19 protein-coding genes and 1 tRNA gene are annotated in these 19624 nt (G+C 50.2%); 12 read left to right on the forward strand and 8 right to left on the reverse strand.

Features of this window, described 5'->3' with window-relative positions:
- Positions 1 to 5: 5 nt before the first annotated feature.
- Positions 6 to 1115 (forward strand): peptide chain release factor 1, encoded by a 1110-nt coding sequence (gene prfA, locus H6G21_RS03520; RefSeq protein ID WP_190570616.1) that lies wholly within the window; start codon positions 6 to 8, stop codon positions 1113 to 1115.
- 117 nt (positions 1116 to 1232) lie between these two features.
- Here prfA and H6G21_RS03525 read toward each other — a convergent pair whose 3' ends face one another.
- Together H6G21_RS03525 and nrdJ are read right to left on the reverse strand one after the other, a co-directional pair.
- Positions 1233 to 1871, reverse strand: a complete 639-nt coding sequence (locus tag H6G21_RS03525) for a Uma2 family endonuclease (RefSeq protein ID WP_199307001.1) — start codon at positions 1869 to 1871, stop codon at positions 1233 to 1235.
- Between the two features lie 147 nt (positions 1872 to 2018).
- The gene (gene nrdJ, locus H6G21_RS03530; protein ID WP_190570618.1) at positions 2019 to 4346 is read right to left on the reverse strand and encodes a ribonucleoside-triphosphate reductase, adenosylcobalamin-dependent; all 2328 of its coding nucleotides are present in this window, start codon (positions 4344 to 4346) and stop codon (positions 2019 to 2021) included.
- Positions 4347 to 4728: 382 nt separating this feature from the next.
- On the opposite strand from nrdJ, the gene H6G21_RS03535 reads away from it, so the two are divergent.
- Both H6G21_RS03535 and H6G21_RS03540 read left to right on the forward strand, forming a co-directional pair.
- Complete coding sequence (locus H6G21_RS03535; RefSeq protein ID WP_190570620.1) at positions 4729 to 5343, forward strand: hypothetical protein; 615 nt, start codon at positions 4729 to 4731, stop codon at positions 5341 to 5343.
- A complete protein-coding gene (locus tag H6G21_RS03540) occupies positions 5340 to 5921 on the forward strand; it encodes an Npun_F5749 family FMN-dependent PPOX-type flavoprotein (protein WP_190570622.1) in 582 nt (193 codons plus the stop codon). The genes H6G21_RS03535 and H6G21_RS03540 overlap by 4 nt, the downstream gene beginning before the upstream one ends.
- 13 nt (positions 5922 to 5934) lie before the next feature.
- On the opposite strand, the gene H6G21_RS25575 is transcribed toward H6G21_RS03540, so the two are convergent.
- On the reverse strand, positions 5935 to 6336 hold the full coding sequence (locus tag H6G21_RS25575; RefSeq protein WP_242041625.1) for a hypothetical protein: 402 nt from the start codon (positions 6334 to 6336) through the stop codon (positions 5935 to 5937).
- 746 nt (positions 6337 to 7082) lie between these two features.
- Positions 7083 to 7868, reverse strand: a complete 786-nt coding sequence (cysE, locus tag H6G21_RS03550; protein ID WP_190570625.1) for a serine O-acetyltransferase — start codon at positions 7866 to 7868, stop codon at positions 7083 to 7085.
- A gap of 334 nt (positions 7869 to 8202) precedes the next feature.
- Between cysE and H6G21_RS03555 the strand changes: the two genes are divergently transcribed.
- Positions 8203 to 8409: a hypothetical protein gene (locus H6G21_RS03555; protein ID WP_190570626.1), complete on the forward strand. Its 207-nt coding sequence runs from the start codon at positions 8203 to 8205 to the stop codon at positions 8407 to 8409.
- Positions 8410 to 9057: 648 nt separating this feature from the next.
- Positions 9058 to 9303 carry an RNA-binding protein gene (locus tag H6G21_RS03560; protein WP_190570628.1) on the forward strand — a complete coding sequence of 82 codons (246 nt, stop codon included), beginning with the start codon at positions 9058 to 9060 and terminating at the stop codon, positions 9301 to 9303.
- Positions 9304 to 9441: 138 nt separating this feature from the next.
- On the opposite strand, the gene H6G21_RS03565 is transcribed toward H6G21_RS03560, so the two are convergent.
- Positions 9442 to 10476, reverse strand: coding sequence for a glycosyltransferase (locus H6G21_RS03565; protein WP_190570630.1), 1035 nt, complete (start codon positions 10474 to 10476; stop codon positions 9442 to 9444).
- A 294-nt stretch (positions 10477 to 10770) separates the two neighbouring features.
- Between H6G21_RS03565 and H6G21_RS03570 the strand changes: the two genes are divergently transcribed.
- Positions 10771 to 11646, forward strand: a complete 876-nt coding sequence (locus H6G21_RS03570; RefSeq protein WP_190570632.1) for a D-alanyl-D-alanine carboxypeptidase family protein — start codon at positions 10771 to 10773, stop codon at positions 11644 to 11646.
- A gap of 150 nt (positions 11647 to 11796) precedes the next feature.
- Entirely contained in the window at positions 11797 to 12501 is a 705-nt protein-coding gene (locus tag H6G21_RS03575; protein ID WP_190570633.1) for an ATP-dependent Zn protease, read from the forward strand.
- 16 nt (positions 12502 to 12517) lie between these two features.
- Here H6G21_RS03575 and H6G21_RS03580 read toward each other — a convergent pair whose 3' ends face one another.
- Both H6G21_RS03580 and H6G21_RS03585 read right to left on the reverse strand, forming a co-directional pair.
- The gene (locus H6G21_RS03580; RefSeq protein ID WP_242041626.1) at positions 12518 to 13813 is read right to left on the reverse strand and encodes an AI-2E family transporter; all 1296 of its coding nucleotides are present in this window, start codon (positions 13811 to 13813) and stop codon (positions 12518 to 12520) included.
- Positions 13814 to 13825: 12 nt separating this feature from the next.
- Positions 13826 to 14050, reverse strand: a complete 225-nt coding sequence (locus H6G21_RS03585) for a hypothetical protein (protein WP_190570635.1) — start codon at positions 14048 to 14050, stop codon at positions 13826 to 13828.
- Positions 14051 to 14334: 284 nt separating this feature from the next.
- Between H6G21_RS03585 and H6G21_RS03590 the strand changes: the two genes are divergently transcribed.
- From H6G21_RS03590 to H6G21_RS03610, 5 genes are all read left to right on the forward strand, one after another.
- Positions 14335 to 15603, forward strand: a complete 1269-nt coding sequence (locus H6G21_RS03590) for a DUF1688 family protein (protein WP_242041627.1) — start codon at positions 14335 to 14337, stop codon at positions 15601 to 15603.
- A 39-nt stretch (positions 15604 to 15642) separates the two neighbouring features.
- Positions 15643 to 15713: transfer RNA gene (locus H6G21_RS03595), tRNA-Cys, on the forward strand.
- Positions 15714 to 15859: 146 nt separating this feature from the next.
- Positions 15860 to 16585 (forward strand): phosphoribosylglycinamide formyltransferase, encoded by a 726-nt coding sequence (purN, locus tag H6G21_RS03600; RefSeq protein WP_242041628.1) that lies wholly within the window; start codon positions 15860 to 15862, stop codon positions 16583 to 16585.
- 319 nt (positions 16586 to 16904) lie between these two features.
- On the forward strand, positions 16905 to 17492 hold the full coding sequence (locus H6G21_RS03605; RefSeq protein ID WP_190571234.1) for a sigma-70 family RNA polymerase sigma factor: 588 nt from the start codon (positions 16905 to 16907) through the stop codon (positions 17490 to 17492).
- A gap of 20 nt (positions 17493 to 17512) precedes the next feature.
- Positions 17513 to 18166 (forward strand): cupin domain-containing protein, encoded by a 654-nt coding sequence (locus tag H6G21_RS03610; RefSeq protein ID WP_190570637.1) that lies wholly within the window; start codon positions 17513 to 17515, stop codon positions 18164 to 18166.
- Between the two features lie 210 nt (positions 18167 to 18376).
- On the opposite strand, the gene H6G21_RS03615 is transcribed toward H6G21_RS03610, so the two are convergent.
- Positions 18377 to 19552 carry an MFS transporter gene (locus tag H6G21_RS03615; protein WP_190570639.1) on the reverse strand — a complete coding sequence of 392 codons (1176 nt, stop codon included), beginning with the start codon at positions 19550 to 19552 and terminating at the stop codon, positions 18377 to 18379.
- Between the last annotated feature and the right edge of the window lie 72 nt (positions 19553 to 19624).

Genomic DNA, 19624 nt, shown 5'->3' on the forward strand with positions numbered 1-19624 from the left:
ATTCCATGGCTGAAGCCTATTTACTCGAAAAACTCAATTCTGTTGAACAGACTTTTAATGAATTAACTCGCCGACTCGCAGATCCGGATATTGCCACGGATCCCAATGAGTTTCAGCGGGTGGCAAAAACGCGATCGTCCTTGGAAGAAACGGTGACGGCCTATGATGACTGGAAAAAAGCCCAGGATGATTTAGTCGGTGCCCAGCAAATTCTCAAGGAGTCAGCCGGGGATCCAGAACTTCAGGAAATGGCCAGTCTGGAAGTGCAGGAATTGAAGGAGACGATCGCGGATCTAGAAAATCGCCTCAAGATTTTGCTGCTGCCGAAGGATCCCAACGATGAGAAAAACATCATGCTGGAAATTCGCGCAGGCACTGGGGGTGACGAAGCCAGCATCTGGGCGGGAGACCTGTTGCGGATGTATACCTACTACGCCCAGGCCCAAGGCTGGAAGGCCAAACTGTTGAGCGAGTCGCTGGGAGATGCGGGCGGCTTCAAGGAAGTGGTGGTTGAAATTCAGGGCGATCGGGTTTACAGCAAGCTGAAGTACGAAGCGGGGGTGCATCGGGTCCAGCGGGTGCCTGCAACGGAAGCCTCTGGACGGGTGCATACGTCTACGGCAACAGTGGCGATTATGCCGGAAGTGGATGATGTGGAAATTCACATCGATCCGAAGGATATTGAAATGAAAACGGCTCGATCGGGGGGTGCCGGTGGGCAGAACGTGAACAAGGTGGAAACGGCGGCGGATCTGTTCCACAAGCCGACGGGGATTCGGATTTTTTGTACGGAAGAGCGATCACAGCTGCAAAACAAAGAACGGGCGATGCAAATTTTGCGGGCCAAGCTCTATGAAATGAAGCTGCAAGAGCAACAAGATGCGATTTCCTCGGCACGGCGATCGCAGGTGGGAACGGGCGCACGATCGGAAAAGATTCGCACCTACAACTACAAAGACAACCGCGTCACCGATCACCGTTTGAATCAAAATTTTCCGCTTGCGTCTTCCCTAGATGGGGACATTGAAACGATCATTCAGACCTGCATTTCCCGTGATCAGCAGGATCAGCTAGAAGCGCTCGCAGCGGAAACGGAAGGAGCGGCTGTGGGCTAGTCATCGGGTCGGCTCGAGATTGAATCGAGTCAGTTTGAAATTTGAGTAATGGACGCTGGAGTGTCTCGGCTAGGATGCTTCAGCGTCTTTGTTGATAAGGTTAATTCTGGCAGTAGTCTAAATTTCCGGCATAAAACAATCGGCTAAGACGATCGCGATTGCTGGAAAGGTCATGGGCGCGATCGTGTCTTGGGCGGTAAACACTTGTTCAATCTGATAGCGATCGCCATTGGGAGCCCGGAAGACCAAAACTTGATGATGATGAATATCAATGACCCAATATTCTGGAATGTTGGCCTTGGCGTAAATGGAGGCTTTGTAATTGCGATCGTAATTTAAAGTAGAGGTTGCAACTTCAATCACCCAATACACTTCATCTGAAGTGGGATGGCGATCGCGATATCGGTTGGGTGAAATTTTGACGATCGCAATATCGGGTTCGGGTTCAGAATAGTCAGAAAGGTTGATGGGCAACCGTTGCCGAACCCAAGCCTTACCTGCAAATTTCATCACTAAATCATTGCCTACGCTAGAGATGATGGAGGCATGGGGGAGTTCCTGTGGACTCATTTCCAGGATTTGTCCTTCTATTAATTCGACGCGATCGTGGGCATTCAGGAGGCCGAGGGTAACCATGCGATGGTACTCAGCTACTGTCCATCTACGCTGGGGGCGTTCTTTCCACTGCTGGGTGGGTTGTGCTTGCGTAGGTTGTGCTGGAACCATGCGATCGATCTCCCAATTAACAATTCCCACTTGGCTACCCTGATGCTATCGTAACCCACCTCATCTGCCTGACCTCAATTCAATATGCCAACAAAAAGGTGAGCCTTAAATCAGCCCACCTTGCAATTATCTACTTCATCACCAATCTAATTCATCCTAGGGATCTAACCCAACTGCCTAGCCTTTCTTTTCAGGCATCATGCACTTATCGCTGTCACATCCAGCGGGGCCTTCTGCAACGACTTCACCGGAATCATATTTCGCTAGCGCTGCATAGAAATTGTCCGTCTTGCGCCGTGCTAGAACATCCGCTGACAATTGCAAGTAGGTTGCCCGATCGATCTTTTCAAACGGTAGACGGGGGAACGGTGCATCAAAGCGGGCTAACAGGGCTGCACTCATGTAACCATCATTGGTTGCCACTGCGTTGTAAATTGCATTGGAAAGATCATCAATTTCGTCTTCCCGCAGTTCGATCGTGGCACTGGTGTTATGGGCTGTGTAGTATTTCTGCACCTGCATGTAGAAATCAAACTGTGCTGTTGCCGAAAATTGCTCGATCGCGACTTCATCAGCACCGGGAATATTGGCCCAGGGCACTTCCACCGGAATTTCCACCAGCCATTCTGTACAACGCGGATCGAAGGGATCGTTCAGCAAGTTACCTTCATCGTCTTTATCTGATTGGGACGGAACAATGTTGTAACCGTAGTCCAAGCAAGCCAAAGCAACGGGATCGTTTTTCCGGAAGGTAATGCGACGGATGAACCGCTGGGCTTTGGGGGGGTGCCAACCGGATGATGCACCCGTGAGCAAACTCTTGGTGCCTGCGGGTTGTACTGTCGTGCAACGGTTGGGGCGATGTAAACCATGACGATCGCAGTACTCCCCAACGACCTGATGGACGATCGCCTTCCAACGGCTGAGATATTCCTGTTCCTTCGCTTTGAATTCCAAGCCCTTCACGGTATCTGGCCGCCCTTCTGCCCACCAGTTCAGCCATTCCGTCCCAAAGGCGTTCACGAAGAAGTCAAACAGACCCGTGAACGAAACCCCTACGATCGGATCTAGTTCCCGCGATCGGCGATAGCGAGGCTCAGTGAATTGATGATGCAAGAGTGCTGCAACGGTCAGAGCCCCCGCTGTAAAGGCTTCTTCCTGTTCTTGGAGATTATGCGGATCAATTTGGTTTAAATGTACTTCCGCCAAATTACAGTGGAAGTCTTCTCCTAAAATTTCTCCGCAGGGATTTAAACCATAACGACCCAAACGATGTTCTAGTTCGTCCTGGGGCATGTTTGGCGCAAGCTTGAGGAGAAAGGCTGCACCTTGATCCGATTCATAGGCGGTCATGAATTGAAGCTGCTGCTCACGACTTGGCAATAAGTCTGCATTTGATCGCGCGATCGCTTCCGGCGCGTACTGAATTGCACCTTCGCCCGAATAAAATTGCTTACGAACGGCGTCTTCAACTTCTTGCTTCGTGGGTTTGCGGTGGTATACACGGGTGTGATTCGCCATCCGTAGTGCATCCCGTTCCGGGTCAATTCGCCAATTGCCATCTTCGCCCTGTTGCCAAAGGTTATCTTTAGCCATGGCGAAAGCTTGATCTTCACTGTTGCCTTGACGCATCCCCGCACTGCGCCTAATGTTTCCGGCTACGACACAGGCAGCGGCTTCGTCGATTAACAAACAGCATTCCACTGGAGTTAACTTTCGCCCGATCGCTTTGTTTAAAATTTGCGCACAGCGATCGTACAAGCTGGGTAGCTTAATCGGATTTGCTACGCCACCGAAGCCCTTCAGTTTTTCCCCAGCAGGCCGGACATTGCCCAGATCCACCGTGACTTCCACGTCGCCGGTGAAGCGATCGTCCGTGGAAAGTTCCAACAGTCCTTGGTAGGAATCCACCCAACCCCGGCGGCTATCGCCGACCACGATCGTGACTTGGTTGCCGTTGAAGGTAATTTCGGTTTTCTGTTGGCGCTCATCGACTGGAACGGTGCCAATGCCCCAACCCAATTTCACGGTTAAACGGTTGCGAATGGCCGGTAAGCGATCGGTGTATTTCGGCTCCAGAATTGCGCCTGTCCCGCAGCCCATCATCGCCAAGTCCATCATCAGCCCAAAGGCTTGCCAGTCGATGACATTAGTGGACGTGCAATTATAGGCCCCGGAGAAATTTTCCTGCTTCGTGATCCATTCCGTACCGCCGACCCACAGCCAGCGCCCTGATGGCAGACACTTGAGCTGCTGCTGCATCCGATCGACCAAGGCCGTTTCTTCCGACGTAAACTGGCCCAGTGCGACCAGCCCTTGGAGGGTGCGGGTGGTCACCTCTGCCCAAGACTCACGGCGAGACTCGCTGAGTTTGCGGCTGTAGGTGCGATAGAAGACTGGGTTGGCTGCGGGGGCAGAGGCCGGAAACTGCCCGTTTAATTGCGCAGCAGCATCTACATCACCCAGACTTACCTGGGGCCTAGTACGCTCAATGTCTTGAACCATGTGGGGACTCCTGAGGACAGATCACAGATCAATATAGTAGTACGTATGCTTTATCATTCCAAGGCACACGCTACCGATAGTGTGAAGGTTGTTATGGGAACTCAATATAGCCTAATGCTCTTCAGATTGTGTAGTAATTTTTTGAGTTCCTTGCTGGGCGATGGGCGTTGAGCCGATGGGTGTTGTCGTCAGACTCAAGAAGTCACGATCTAGAGGCTACTAAGGATGTCAAGGGTTCTTGACGCCCAACCATAGAGAACCGCTTGAATCATGAGGTCTTCATTACTTTTCTCGGAAGACAATCTTTTTTCTTTGATGGGATTGCTACAGTAGCAACTAAGGCAATTGCATCAAATAATACCAACCTATCTCCGGAGTTCCTATGAAATCAACGATCGCACGTGTTACCTGTCTCCTCGCTTGTGTAGGCATCACTCAGTCAACACCGAAGGTTCAAGCCCAGCTTCCGGATCCGGGGTTGGCGAATCCCACGAGCCAGCCGACCGCAAGGCAGCTCCTGGCGTTGCAAGCTTCCGGCTTACGGGTGGCCTTACCGAGTTTCGTTCCTGAGGGTTTTCGTCTCCATCAAGTCTTCATAACAACTCGTCGATCGTCCCGGCTGGGAGGCTATAACTATACAGCGATTTACGAGAAAGTTGCTGGTGCACAAACCCAATGCTTCGCGATCGAAGCGACTTCCGGCGGCATTGGTGATTTGCCCCCGTCCAAAATAGCCAGCTATCCCATTAACGCTAAAGCATCCCAGTTTAGCCAGGGCAGCTTAGAAGTCGATCAATACGGTAAATCCACGACTCCAACGCTATTATCCAGCTGGTTAAGCGATACTACGATAGCTGCGCCCGCAGCATTCTACCGCTTCACCGGTGCAGGTGTGATTCCAGAATTAGCTCAATGTAGTAACCTATCTCCCCAAGAAGCGGTCACAGTGATAGAGTCACTACAATATGTTCCGGTTTTCAATCCTGTAAATCCATGACGTTGGCTCCTTGGCGATCGCCCCTGGCCCGTGCCCTCCACCGCAATCGTGCCCAACTGGAAAGCCGTTATGCCCAACTAGCCACGGTCCGTCCCGATGGCCGACCGGCAAATCGCACGATCGTTTTCCGGGGCTTCTGGGGCGAAACTAATCAACTGAAATTTATTACCGATGTCCGCAGCGAAAAGGTGCAACACTACCAAAATTCTCGCTGGGCGGAGTTGTGTTGGTATTTCCAAAAAACTCGGGAGCAGTTTCGGATCCTAGGAGAATTGCGATTAGTCACAGCGACGGAAACTGAGGCGGCTTGGCAAGCGGCCCGATCTCAAACCTGGCAGGAATTATCCGATCGGGCGCGATCGCAGTTTGCTTGGCCTACACCGGCTCAACCCCGCGCGCCTCAAGCCTCTTTTACAGCATCACCCTTGGATCCTGAGCAGCCATTGGATTCCTTTTGTTTCCTATTGCTGGATCCTATACGAGTTGATCACTTGGAATTGCGAGGCGACCCGCAAAACCGTTGGATCTACGATCGCCCCGCTGATTCAGAATGGCAAGTGCAGTCGGTCAATCCGTAAGCCACTGCCTTGTTTATTTCTTGGTGTGGAAATATTTGATGGTCTTTGTAATTTGTGTCATTTTCAGATTGTCTGGATCGACATGATGGCAGGAGGCATCGTGTTCATTGGTGCAGATTACGGCCCAACCAAAGTCATCAATGCCCATAAAGGCGTAGCCTGACTTGCGTTTCAGAAAATAGCCTTTCAAATCACGGGTGCCCGGTTTGATCGCCACTTGAGATCTAATTACTTCCAACGTGCGGAGGTGATCGGGATGCACGCGGTGCATGGTTTGCTCAGAATTATTGGCGCGAATCACCGCCCAACCAAAGGTGTCATTCATTTCAATCAATTCGTATTCGATCGTAGAGTCTAGCAAATCACCTCGATGGTTCCGGGTCTCATTCTCAATCCGAATGGTTTGTTGCAACATATATGGCTCCTTTTCTCTAGCAAGATTTCCTGAATGATTGAATCAAAAAAAATCATTACTCCCCACCCGCACATCGCAATCACTGCAAGACTTACAGCAGATAAAAAATCAAATTATTGAGAAATTAAAAATTTTAGGGATAGCGTTCAATGAGTAGAATTCAATGGCTAAGAAAAACCTAGAGAATATTATTTAAATTCATGGTTAAATTCATAGTTAAATTCATGTGTAAATTTACAAACTTCTCTGTTGAAGAAATAGGATTTTGCAAAAGACTGAGATCAAAAGATCCACACTAAAATTAATACTGAAATTAATTGATATTTTCGAGGTTAAGCCAAGTGATGGGATAGCAAATTCCAAAACTCAAACTCTCATGCTTCAATCCGAATTTCCCAGGCCACTGTTGCTAGGCCATTACGTTGCTAGGCCATTACGTTTTGGAACGCTGCTTTTGTTGAGAAGCTGCTTTTGTTGGGAAATAATTGGTTCGGCAAACTAATTATTTTGGCAAACTATTTTTGGCAAGCTATTGGCTAGCTCAGAAAGAATCTAGGATCTTGAGGTATCACTTCAACTTGGATCCTAGCACTTCACTTTTTAGAGTTTGTCAGAAATTCATGAATATTGACGATCGAGATCCAATCAACTAGCCGATCGAAAATCGGTGAGAAATTAATCTCACCGATCGTCAAGGGCTCAACAAGGGTTCAATTGCTTGCCATTACGTGGTTGCTGCGATCGGGCTAGATCCCTGCACCATCCAGAAATTCGTTAATGACTTTGTTCCGCAGTTGACAAGACGGCTGGTCTGGACTTTCCAGGAGAGATAGATCGGTGTCCCCTTGCAGTTCTGACCCCTCCACTGAAGGCATCGCATAGCATTCCGCCAGGGTTTGCCGACTTTGCAGGGATTGCAATTGTTGTTCTAAGGCTTCAATGCGATCGACTAAAGCGCGAATCACCTGCGCTTCGGAGTCTGGTAGACGGTTGTGATCCAAAGGTTCAACCCGCTCACCTGCCCGGTAGACCACCCGTCCCGGAACCCCTACCACGGTGCAATCCGATGGCACATCCCGCAGCACAACGGATCCGGCCCCAATCCGCACATTATTGCCAATCTGAATGTTGCCGAGAACCTTCGCACCTGTACCAACCACGACATTTTCCCCCAGGGTGGGGTGACGTTTGCCACTTTGTTTCCCGGTGCCGCCTAGGGTGACGCCTTGGTAAATCAGGGCATAATCCCCCACGATCGCCGTCTCACCGATCACCACACCCATGCCGTGGTCGATGAACACCCCCCGACCGATCGTCGCTCCAGGGTGAATTTCAATCCCCGTCACAAAGCGGGCAATGTGGGAAATCAATCGTGGAATAAAGGGCAGCCCTAGCCCATGGAGTGCATGGGCAACCCGATGGAAGAACAACGCCTGCAAACCGGGATAACAAAACAGAACTTCGACCCAGTTGCGAGCGGCTGGATCCCGCTCAAAAATAATTTTGAAGTCTTCAACCAGGGTTTTCAGCACGGAGCGCACCTCTATCGGCAAGAACACCAATTTCTATCTTAACGGGGTCTTGGGTGAGAGGGAATCGGTAGCCCGATCTACCCTAGGGTTAAAACCGAACTCCCCTCGCGCCAACCACCGTTAAAACCGAACCCAAACGCCCCTACCCAAAAATGCAACAAAACATGACAATAAAAGTTTACAAGGGTCAAAGTTTACAAGGGTCAAAGTTTACAAGGGTCAGTGCAGCGAGGGAACTTCCTAGCGCTCACTTCACTGGACACCATAGTCATTGAGCCCAAATAACTAAGCCCAAATAACTGAGCCCAAATAAACCAAGCTGTAAAGGTGCGATATGTTTCTGACAGAACTTTCTCCATTAATGAAGGAATTAACTCAGCAGCCCGTTGCGTTTATGGGTGGTTTTGTTTCAGGGTTGCTGAAGCTCAATCTGAATGAGGATCCCATCAAGACTTGGTTGACCAAGCAGGGTATTGATCCCGTGACGACGACTTCAACCAGTGCTCCGTCCAATGGGCCTCAGTCCATTTCGATCGATTAGTTCTTCGATCGATGAATTCATTGCTCACTGAATCTTCGATCGGGCAAATGCTCAACTAATGATTAAGAACTTGCAACTTGAATCGCTTGTTCTTTATCAATAGACAACATTGCAAAAGCTGTTACAAAAATTAGCCAGAAATCTAACTGTTTTTGTAGCAGCAATATCCACTTGGAAAAAAGTTAAGCGCTAGAATTTTGGATCTATTCCCTAGGATAGATTCGCTTCTCGTCCTTGAAAGAGACCTTCTCCCTTGACTGGGATCTCGCCTAGATTGTCCTCTTGTCCAACTTAAGGTCACCGCTGAGGTCACCGCTGGTAAAGGCGTAGAAAGGTTGATGATACAAGGCTAGCAGCAACGATCGTGTGCCTGGGGAAATTGTGCTCTTGCTGATGAATCGTTGAACGATTGCTCTAGTGCAGCTGACTGGACGGCTATCTAGAAATTCCATAGTGACGGATTTCTAGCTCAGCCAAGTTCTGGAAGGTGCATTGGCGAATAACAACTCTTCTCCAGCAGGTTGCTTGTTACCCTAGATCATTCCTTGAAACCTTGCAGCTTGAAGATGTTTAACTTTGAAGATTTGCAAATTGGAGAGAAGGTCTGGGCAGCAAGTAGCGACGTTACTCGTTCGGAAGTTCAAGCCCATGACTATTTACGTTGGAAATCTCTCCTACAAAGCTACCGAGGATGACTTAAAAGAAGTTTTTGGAGAGTATGGTTCGATCAAGCGCATTGTCGTGCCCACCGATCGCGAGACAGGGCGGGTACGTGGCTTTGCCTTTGTGGAGTTAACCGAGTCTGCCCAGGAAGATAATGCCATTAGCGAGTTGGATGGAGCCGAGTGGATGGGACGGCAGTTGCGGTTGAACAAGGCAAAACCCAAGGAATAGAACCAGCCCGAAGGACAGAAGTTTGCTTGGGTGAAAGACTGGTTAGCGGTCTAAGCTGGTGAAAACTGGCTTAGACTCTTCTGTTTCCACTTGCTGTTCCCCATAGGATTGCTGGGCCAGATATCCACTGGTGCTCATTTAGGCTAATCGATCGGCTTGCTCTGCCCCGGCAATGCCAATCACTTCACGAACTCGATAGATGGGACGACCCTGGGATTCGTGGTAGGTGCGCATTCCCAATTCTGCTAAGAGCCCGAAACTAAACAGTTGTAATCCACTAATCAACAGCAACACCGTTAGGGTGAGTAGGGGGCGTTGACCAATGTCTTCCCCGAAAACAATTTTCACGTAGGCCAGATAGCCGCCCAAGAGAATCCCCATCACCAACGCAATCAGCCCGAACAAGCCAAAAACGTGCATGGGGCGGGTCAGAAACTTGCGCATAAAGGAAATAGTCAGCAAGTCCATGACGACCCGGAAAGTGCGATCGAGGCCATACTTGCTGTGGCCATAGCGGCGGGCATGGTGTCGCACGGGGACTTCGGTAATCCGCGCCCCTTCAATGAAGGCGAGGGCAGGCAAAAAGCGATGCAATTCGCCGTATAGGTTTAGGTCGGCCACCAGTTCCGATCGATAGGCTTTGAGGGAACAGCCATAGTCGTGGAGTTTGACGCCGGTGACTTGCCCAATCAGCCAATTGGCAATCTTAGAGGGAAGGACGCGGGTGAGGGCCTTGTCCTGACGATCCTTGCGCCACCCGCTGACGAGGTCGTAGCCTTCGTGGAGTTTGTTCCACAGCATAGGAATATCCGCTGGGTCGTTTTGCAAATCACCGTCCAGCGTGACCACAACTTTGCCCTGGGCGTATTTGAACCCAGCCGCGATCGCGGCGGTTTGCCCATAGTTGCGCCGGAGAATCACGACCCGCAGCTGAGGGCGATCGGCGGCTTGCTGCTTGAGAATTTGATCCGAGCCATCCTTGGAACCGTCATCGACGCAAATCAGTTCATAGGTCAACCCGCTGTCCACCAAGCTTTGGGCGATCGCGTCGAGCAGAAACGGCAAACTTTCCGCTTCGTTGTAGATAGGCACAACGATCGATAATTCAGGGTGTGATTCAGGCGTGGCCAGCGGATTGGAGGGAACGGGCGCAGATTCGTAAACAGGGGACATGACCATGACAGCCTTCGGGGAATCTCAAGAGGGCAGAGGCGTGGGGATGAACGGATTAATCGTCAGTGTTAACAGTAACCGTTAACGGCGTGGCGATCTAGTCTACCCTAGGGAAAGTTGCAGAGAGTTGGGGGTGATGGCCTCAAGCTGTCCGGTCAAGCTGTAGGGGTAAGTTGTTCGGTCAAGCTGTAGGGGTAAGTTGTTCGGTTGAGCAGTCTATAATTTTCTGTAAATTGTTTGTTACCTTCAGTTGAAATTGTTTGTTACCTTCTGGATTCATCAAGGAGACTGTGTGTGAGTAAGGCTGGTTGGCCCGGAAAACCCTCAAAACTCTCTTCGTCTTCCTTGGATGATGATTTGCCAGAAGCGACTCGGGAAACGTTAACCAGTCAGCCCCAGAAAAAGTTGACGCCGCTGATGGGGATCGTTGGGTTGGCGATCGTGGTGGCGATCGGCGGAACGGGTTGGTGGATGACGCGATCTCGTAACCCGATCGCCTCGACACCGGCCTCCAATCCCGTGACCAATAATTCCTCCGGTGCTCCGGCGGGAACCGTCCTCAACCATTACCCCTACCCAGAAGCCCCGACAGCAGAATTGGAAGCAATTACAGCGGATGGCGGGTTGAAACTCCGAAAAGCCGCAGCCCAAGCCTATAAAGAGATGGCTGCCGCAGCCCAAACCGAGGGCATCAGCTTAATGCCGTTATCTGCCTTTCGATCGATCTCAGAGCAGGAACAGGTGTTTCTCTCACTCAAACAACAACGGATTCAAACAGCGGAGCAACGGGCAGCGGTCAGTGCCCCTCCCGGCTACAGTGAGCACCATACGGGCTATGCGATCGATATTGGGGATGGCAACGTCCCTGCAACCAACTTAAGTCCCGATTTTGAGCAAACGGCAGCCTTCAAATGGTTGCAAGCCAATGCACCGCGCTACAACTTTGAAATGTCGTTCCCCAAAAACAATAAACAGGGGGTATCCTACGAACCCTGGCATTGGCGGTTTGTCGGCGATCGGCAAAGTTTGGAAACCTTCTTTAAAGCCCGAGGCCAGCAACCAGAAAGCCCAGGTTCAACCAGTCCCTCGGTCAGCCCAGACAGTTCATCCCGAGACAGTTCTCAACCTGAGAGTGCACAGCCTGAAAATACACAGCCTGAAACTCCATAATTTGAAACTCTGTAGCCTGCAATCCTATGGTCTGCAACCTGATAGTCTGAAATGCCATAGTTTGCAATGGTCTTGTTTGAGACTCCATAACCTGAAAGCTTGCGATAGACAATTCCGGCTGTTTGCATAATTTTGAAATCCTTCTGTTCTATGAATCAACTGTCTTTAAATCTGGTCGCGATCGCAGTGTTTTTGATGACCCTAACGACACTGTTGGGGCCGTTGCTGCACATTTCACCAGCGATCCCTGCGATCGCAATTTTTGGAATGATGGCGATCGGGACACTGGATGCCTTTAGCTTTCAAGGACAGGGGCAGAATGTGCTGCTGGACTGGATCGCAGGCTTTTCTCCCGCCCACCGTGAACGGATTATTCGCCATGAGGCCGGCCATTTCCTGGTGGCGCAGCAATTGGGGATTTCCGTTACTGACTATTCCCTGACGGCTTGGGAAGCCTTAAGAAAAGGCTTTGCAGGGCAAGGCGGCATTCAGTTTGATACCCAGGAGTTGGATCAGCAATTGCAACAGGGTAAACTTTCGGCGCAGTGGCTCGATCGCTTCTGCACGGTCTGGATGGCAGGCATTGCAGCGGAAAAATGGCAGTATGGCAATGCTGAGGGCGGATCGGACGATCGGCTCAAGCTACGGGCTGTGCTGAACCACCTCAAATTCTCCGATGCTGAAGCTGAACAAAAGGAACGGCTCTGTGTTCTGCGGGCGAAAACGCTGTTGGAAGAAAACTCGGCAGCTTACGACGCCTTGGTGGAAGCGTTAACCCGTCGGGACTCCGTAGCTGACTGCCAAGCAGCTTTAGCCGCCCATTTGACCTCTACGATAATCAACCAAGTGGCTTAATTAACAAGTGGCTTAATTAATCTGCTGTTTGGTCTTGAGATTCCCGCGATTCTGGAGACTCTTCCAATTGGGAGTCGGTAGTGGATCGATCGATCGATCGATCGATCACTGGTTCGCCGGAATGCCGTTGGAGAATAACCAAAGGTTCAATATCATCTGTGGCGGCTGGAGTCTGCTCGGGTGAATTCTTGCCGGTTGTTTGGGAGATATTAGCTTGAGCGGTCTGTAACCTAGGCACGATCGAAAAGTCTGCTTCAGTCCACTGATCCAAAATATCTTTAACGACAATTTCGTGGATCCAAACTTGGCCGACTACCGTTAAGGGTAAGGCCAGCAACAATCCCAGAAAACCAAAAAATGTCGCAAAGAAAAACTGCGATAACAAGGTTACGGCAGGAATTAGAGAAACCTGTTGGGCCATGACGTAGGGGGTCAAAACATTGGTTTCCAACTGCTGCACCGCAAAGTAGAGCAGTAGAACAGCAACGGATTTCCAGGGAGCATCCAGCAGCGCGATCGCCATGGGAGGCACCACACTAACCGCAGGGCCAATGTTGGGAATAAAGGTTAGCAAACCCGCCAAAATGCCGTTGGCAAAGGGCAGGGGAATATGCAGAATCCACAAACCTAGGCCGCTAAAGCCCCCAATCACCACCATATTGAACAAAATTCCCACCAGCCAGCCCCGCAGCGATTCTTCACACTTGAGCAAAATCTCATTGATGCGGCGACGGTAAAACGATGGGAAACAGCGAACAAAGACCCGACGGTATTGGTCAGGATCCACCAAAAACATGATGGCGAGGATCATCACTAGCAGGATATTTAAAATAGCTCCCAAGGTGCCGGAAAAGAAGGCTAAGGAACCGCCGAGCAGCCGATTTGCTAAAGGTTGTAGCTGAGGAATCAGGCTATTAACATCGGGTAATGAAGACTGGAGAAAAGGTGGCGCAAAGCTCCGGGCATCGTCTAGCCAAGTGTTGACCCGATCGAGTCCCTTGGGAAACAGGGTGGTTAATTGCTGAAATTGGTCGGCGAAGGGGGGAATAATCAACCACATTGACAGGAATAGAATGCCGAAAATCCCCACGATCGACACAATGAGCGAGGGTGCTCGCTTAATTCCCAGTTTTTGAATTTGCCGTGCTCCCGTATTTAAGGCAGAGGCCAGCACCACAGCGGCAAAAATCAGCATCAACACATTGCGAATTTGCCAGAGAATAAATAGTGCAATGCCCAAAGCCAAAAGGCCTACCCAATGTCCTAACTCCATCACTTCTTCTGCCTCCTGCGTGATCAATTCGACTGCCAATAGATTTCTGACCTATGGATTGGAGGGGGTCGATCGATCTGATGACAGAGCACGATCGGGGGCGATTTGCGATCGCACGGCTAACCCTCCCGCTACGACGACTGTGGGCAGAAGAACTGCAATGAGCGCATTCATGGGTGTGGGTGCGATCGTGATATTGGGCGCGAGGTATTTAATCCCTAGGGTAATCACGATGGACGCGGCCAAAACCTTAAGTACAGTTCCAAAATGATTCATACAATGAGGGTTTGATGATAGAGGGTTTGATAACACTGGAGCAAAGATAAAATACTATCTCCAAAGAAATCTGGAAGAAACGTCTTCATTGTCTCCAATAATGCCCGATCGGCGCTCCCTAATTTTGGCTTAGGTAAGATTGAGTCGATGGTGATCTCCCGGTGAGCTTCCCACTGATCGCTTTTGTCACTGATCACTTTTGCCACTGATCGCTTTTGTTACTAATGGCTTGTGCCACTAATGTCTTGTGCCACTAATGGCTTTGACGACTGATTGCTTTTGCTATGGCTTGGGCCTCTACAGTTCCTGCACCTATGGTTTCCGTTAGTTATCTACGATCACCCCAAGCGATTCGGACTCAAGCTCAGTATTTGCTGGAACTTGGGTTGGCCGATCGCCTCCACCATTTTCAAGTGGATCTGATGCGCTTGGATGCGGTGGCAGACTACGTGATTGAAATCATGCAGCGGAATTATCCGAACGGCAATATCCCCTTCCATAGCCGTTGGCGACATTTTCCTGCCGATCGGGTGGCCCCCATCCTGCAAAATTTGGATGTCTGGGAACGGGCTAAGGCGCGGTTTGATTTGGTGATTCCCAGTGTGTTGTTGGATGCGGGGGCGGGCAGTGCTTGGCGGTATCGAGATGCAGCAGGTCGGGTTTGGCAGCGATCGGAAGGGCTCGCCGTCGCCAGTTTAGACTTATTCTGCCAAGGCAAATTTGCGCAGGTGGGGGACTTAGCAACCGATGCGATCGGCCTTGCCCAACTGACCTTAAATGACCTGGCAATCGGTTTACAAGTTAGTCCAACCAATCCGATCGTCGGGTTGGAAGGGCGCTGGCAAATCCTGCAAAAGTTAGGCCAAATCCTGGCGCGATCGCCGCAGTTTTTCGGCTCCGATCGACCGCGCTTGGGAAACCTGGTGGATTACTTCCAGCATCAATCGGTGGATCAATCTCTCTCGGCAGTAACGATTCTCCAAACCCTATTAGAGTCGCTCAGTGATCTATGGCCGGAACGGTGCGTGTTAGCGGGTCAAAATCTGGGGGATGTGTGGAACTATGTGCCCATGGATTCGCCGTTAGATTCGTCGTTAGACGATCGCACGGCTTCTACTTCCACCTCTACCTCTACCTCCGTGCTGGTACCGCTCCATAAACTCTCCCAATGGCTTACCTATTCCCTGCTAGAACCGTTGATGGAAGCCGGGGTTACGATTACAGACTTAGACCAACTGACTGGGTTAGCTGAATATCGCAATGGAGGACTTTGCCTAGATTTAGGACTATTACGCTTGAAGCATGCCCAGGATACCCAAACAGCCCATTCGGTCGCGTCGGCTCTGGTGGTGGAGTGGCGCGGCCTCACGATCGCCCTTGTGGATCGGATCGCCGATCGCATCCGCCAGAAATTGCAGAAAACCGCCGTTGAACTTCCCCTGGTCAAAATTCTGCAAGGTGGTACCTGGAGCGCTGGACGGACGATCGCGCAAACCCTTCGCCCCGATGGTAGTCCGCCCATTTTGATTGAAAGTGATGGAACAGTGTTCTAGAAATGCAGATCTTTTGCTATAGTAATAAACGTGCAATGCGGCGGCATGGCCAAGTGGTAAGGCAGGGGACTGCAAATCCCTTACCCCCAGTTCGAATCTGGGTGCCGCCTTCTTAAATGATTGATTTTACTTAAATGATGGGTCTTATCAGTTTAGGTATCTGGATGTAGTTGTTCCCTAGCCTACTGATACTTGACTTGCTTAAAATACCCTGTTTGAACAGAGCGAATTTAACTTGTCATGTCACTCTCTATTTATGGATAGTGACTCTCTGAGCAATATGGGCGCTGAACAATCTTCATCAACTTCTCCTTCCACTTCTGTCTCCACGTGGTTGGAACAATCCTGCCTTCTCTCTCCCCCCCCGCCGCCTGCGGATTTGCTAGCGGGCCACCCTCCCCTTAAGTTGGGGGTCATGGCGTCGGGTAGTGGGAGTAACTTTGCAGCGATCGCCCAAGCCATTGCATCGGGTACCCTCAACGCCCAAGTGCAAGTTCTGATTTACAACAATCCAGATGCCAAGGTTGTAGACCGCGCAGAAGCCTTGAAGACACCAGCGGTGTTGTTGAACCATCGAGACTACAAGAGTCGGGAAGATCTAGATGCCGCGATCGTGGAAACCCTGAAAACCCATGACGTGGATTGGGTGATCATGGCGGGGTGGATGCGTATTGTCACGCCCGTGTTGATTCACGCTTTCCCAAATCGCATTTTGAATATCCACCCCAGTCTCTTGCCCAGTTTCAAAGGCGGACACGCAGTGGAACAAGCCCTTCAAGCAGGCGTCAAAATAGCAGGCTGCACCGTGCACTACGTTGTTCCAGAGGTGGATAGTGGCGCAATTTTGATGCAGGCAGCGGTGCCCATTCTGCCGGAAGATACGATCTCCACCCTACAAGCTCGGATCCAGATTCAGGAACATCAAATTTATCCTGCGGCGATCGCGCTGGCGGCGGCCCGTGAGCTTGTGAAGAATTCCTGACATAACTAGCGAATTTATCGCTGCTTTATGGGGGTTGGGCAAATCATCTCCGTATTTTTACGAAAAGTATCTTCCTTGGGGGAGATGTCTGTTCAATTCGGGTCAGGCAATATATACTCAGATTGAGAAGCTAATTGTCTAGCACAAGGGCAGTCCGAACCGGGTAGGGACTGCTTTTTTATTCCCTATTTTTATCTCACCACTTAATTTTCAACTGTATGGGGTCTTCGTTTGCTGTATTTATTTTGCAGCAATGACTTCTGAGACAATCGCTAGTGTCACAATGGCTAGGTGTCCTCTTGTGACTTCCTCAAACGGCATGCCGGATCCCTCTGACCTAACTCGAGATCGATCGCAGGATCAAGTGCTGATGACCCGTATCGTTCAACGGGATCCGACGGCGCTGTCCCAACTGTATGACGCCTATTCCCGCATCCTTTATTCCGTTGCCTATCGCAGCTTGGGGTCTGTTGAGGAAAGCGAAGAAGTGGTGTTAGATGTGTTTTCCCAGGTCTGGAAAACCGCAGAGCGCTACGATAGTCAAAAAGGCCGAGTGGATGCCTGGTTATTTATGATGGCGCGGAGTCGGGTGCTCGATCGGCTTCGTAAAACCCAGCGGTTGGGTAAAGTCGAAGATGCGACGGTGCAAGCGGAGCGATCGGCCCCGAAAACCACCCATGATCCGATCGAGCAGGTTGCCGTTAAGGAACGTCGTCAGCAAGTTTTTGCTGCGTTAGCCCAATTACCTCCAGAACAGCGGCAGGTTATTGAGTTAGCTTATTACAATGGACTCAGTCACAGTGAAATTGCAACCGCAACAAATTTGTCCCTTGGAACGGTTAAGACGCGCATTCGGTTGGGACTGAGTAAATTACGAATCCTTCTGGGTTCCTGGGAAACTTCATGAGGGAGCGATTGGAGAAAACTATGGCTGAGTTAAATGAGTTGCCACCACTAGACAATTACGGTTACAACCCGTGTTTCTGTGAGTTAGCTCCCCTGGAAGCATTAGGTGTGTTGACGGAAGATGAACAAGCCTGGATTGCTAGCCAAATTGCAGCAATGCCTGAGCTGGCCGAAGAGTTAGCGGATTATCAAGTTGCAGTCAATGCCATTCCTTACAGTGCTCCTGAAGTCCCCATGGCGAAGGATTTGAAGCAGCGACTGTTCCAAAACTTAAATTTGGAATTGGAGCCTACAGAATCGACGCTTTGGCCACCTTCGCCCCCGCCCATGGGAGCGGTATTTGCGTTGCGATCGCAGGAATTTGAGTGGGTGCCCTATCGAGTGCCGGGGGTCACGATCGCGCGTCTACGGGTAGATGAAGTTAGCCGGGAAGTCAGCGTTGTCTTGCGGGCGGAACCTGGTATTTCTTACCCCCTCCATGTCCACAGTGGGTTTGAAGAAATTTACATGCTGCAAGGTGACCTGATCGTAGGTGATCAGGTCTACTATGCAGGGGATTACATTCGATCGGAGTGTGGTTCATCCCATGGGCCATCCACCCAGACTGGCTGCATGTTCTTTGCTCGCACGTCGCTAGATGATGAGTACTTAGAAGACTCTTTAGTCAGTGCCTAGAACCGTGGATTGCAGGAACTCGCAACTGAGCCCCGCGAATCAAATTCGCGGGGCTATTTCCTGTTTTAATTTCTGGCTCGTGTTTGATTTTTAGGCGTTCAATACCAGAGAATGAGTCTGCTGGCGGTGATTGTCTAGTTCAGGGGTGTCGAATCTTCAGCAACCCAGTCCTGATAGCGTGTGTAATATTCCCACTTTAGAATTTCCACTCTAGAATTCCCGCTTGAGTTTATTTAGGCAGATGACTGCCATAGCGAATGCTGTGATTGCAAGTAAAGAAATCGTCCAAGCCGAAAAACCGCCTAATTGTTGGATGAGATTTGCGATCGCGATCGCGCTCCCCATTCCCCCAAAATACAGTCCTGTTCCCCATCCAGCTAATTCCGGTGGAACCCTTGTTAAAGCAAATGGAATCTGATCAATAAACAGTAAGCCCATGGCTGTACCGCATAGGGTTAACAAAATAGTAGCGGTTATCCAATGGGTGACTAGAGGGGACATCAGAAGTAACGTGACAATCATCCCTAAACTGCAAGTCATCGATTTTCGAATTCCCAGAATATTGATGTACTTTTCCAAGGGAACTGCGGTGATTGCAGAAATCAAAAGGATAATGGCTGTGATGTATTGGGGTAAGACATTTGTGAAGGTGGGCTGTAACTGGAGCGGAATCTGTTTGAGCAACAGAAAAGCTTCCATTCCTGCTGCGGCTCCTACGATAAAAATAAAAATAGAACGTTTAGCTGCAACTGCTGGGCGAGGATAGCTCAGATCAGGAATCGAAACCGTAGGTTGATTGACCCCGATCGCCACCCCGCCAATTAATAGACACAACGCTCCAAACAAAAAGGTTCCAGTACTACCAATCCTGCTAAAGAATTGCTGTAATAGAGGATCGAGCGCGCCGGAGAGTCCCAGGACAAAGGTCAGTATCCCATTGGCCTGGGGCAAATTAGCCGTTGGGGCGAATTGGCGTAACAGCGCGATCGCAGGGCCACGAAAGATGATCATCGCCATGACCCAGAGGGTCATTAGGATTGGAATAATCCAGGCAAACGCAGGAGATAGTCGTTGTTCTAATAAAAAAGCTAATACTATAAAAATTAAACCTGCCAAGGCAATCCCGATCGCAATCATTGGCAGCCGATTTCCTGCTTTGGCCATGAGGCGATCGCTCTGAAAACCGACATAGGGTTCAACGATCGCACCCAGTAAGCCTTGGCCAATGCCCAACCAACTGGCTAATAAAGGAAATCCGAGGCGGTCTAAAATTTGGGGCTGATAGAATCCGTAGGCTGACCAACACACGACGATTGCAGCTAATAGAATCGCAACTCCACCCACCTGCTGCCAGAGGGTGCATGATGAGGAAGACGTGCGTTGCATAGAACCTCAAACTCGCAAAGGTAGTGAATTTCAAATCAAATAACTAAACAAGAGACAAGCCCCTTTCATTAG

Source organism: Alkalinema sp. FACHB-956, from assembly GCF_014697025.1.
In the GTDB taxonomy this organism is placed as follows: domain Bacteria; phylum Cyanobacteriota; class Cyanobacteriia; order Leptolyngbyales; family Leptolyngbyaceae; genus Alkalinema.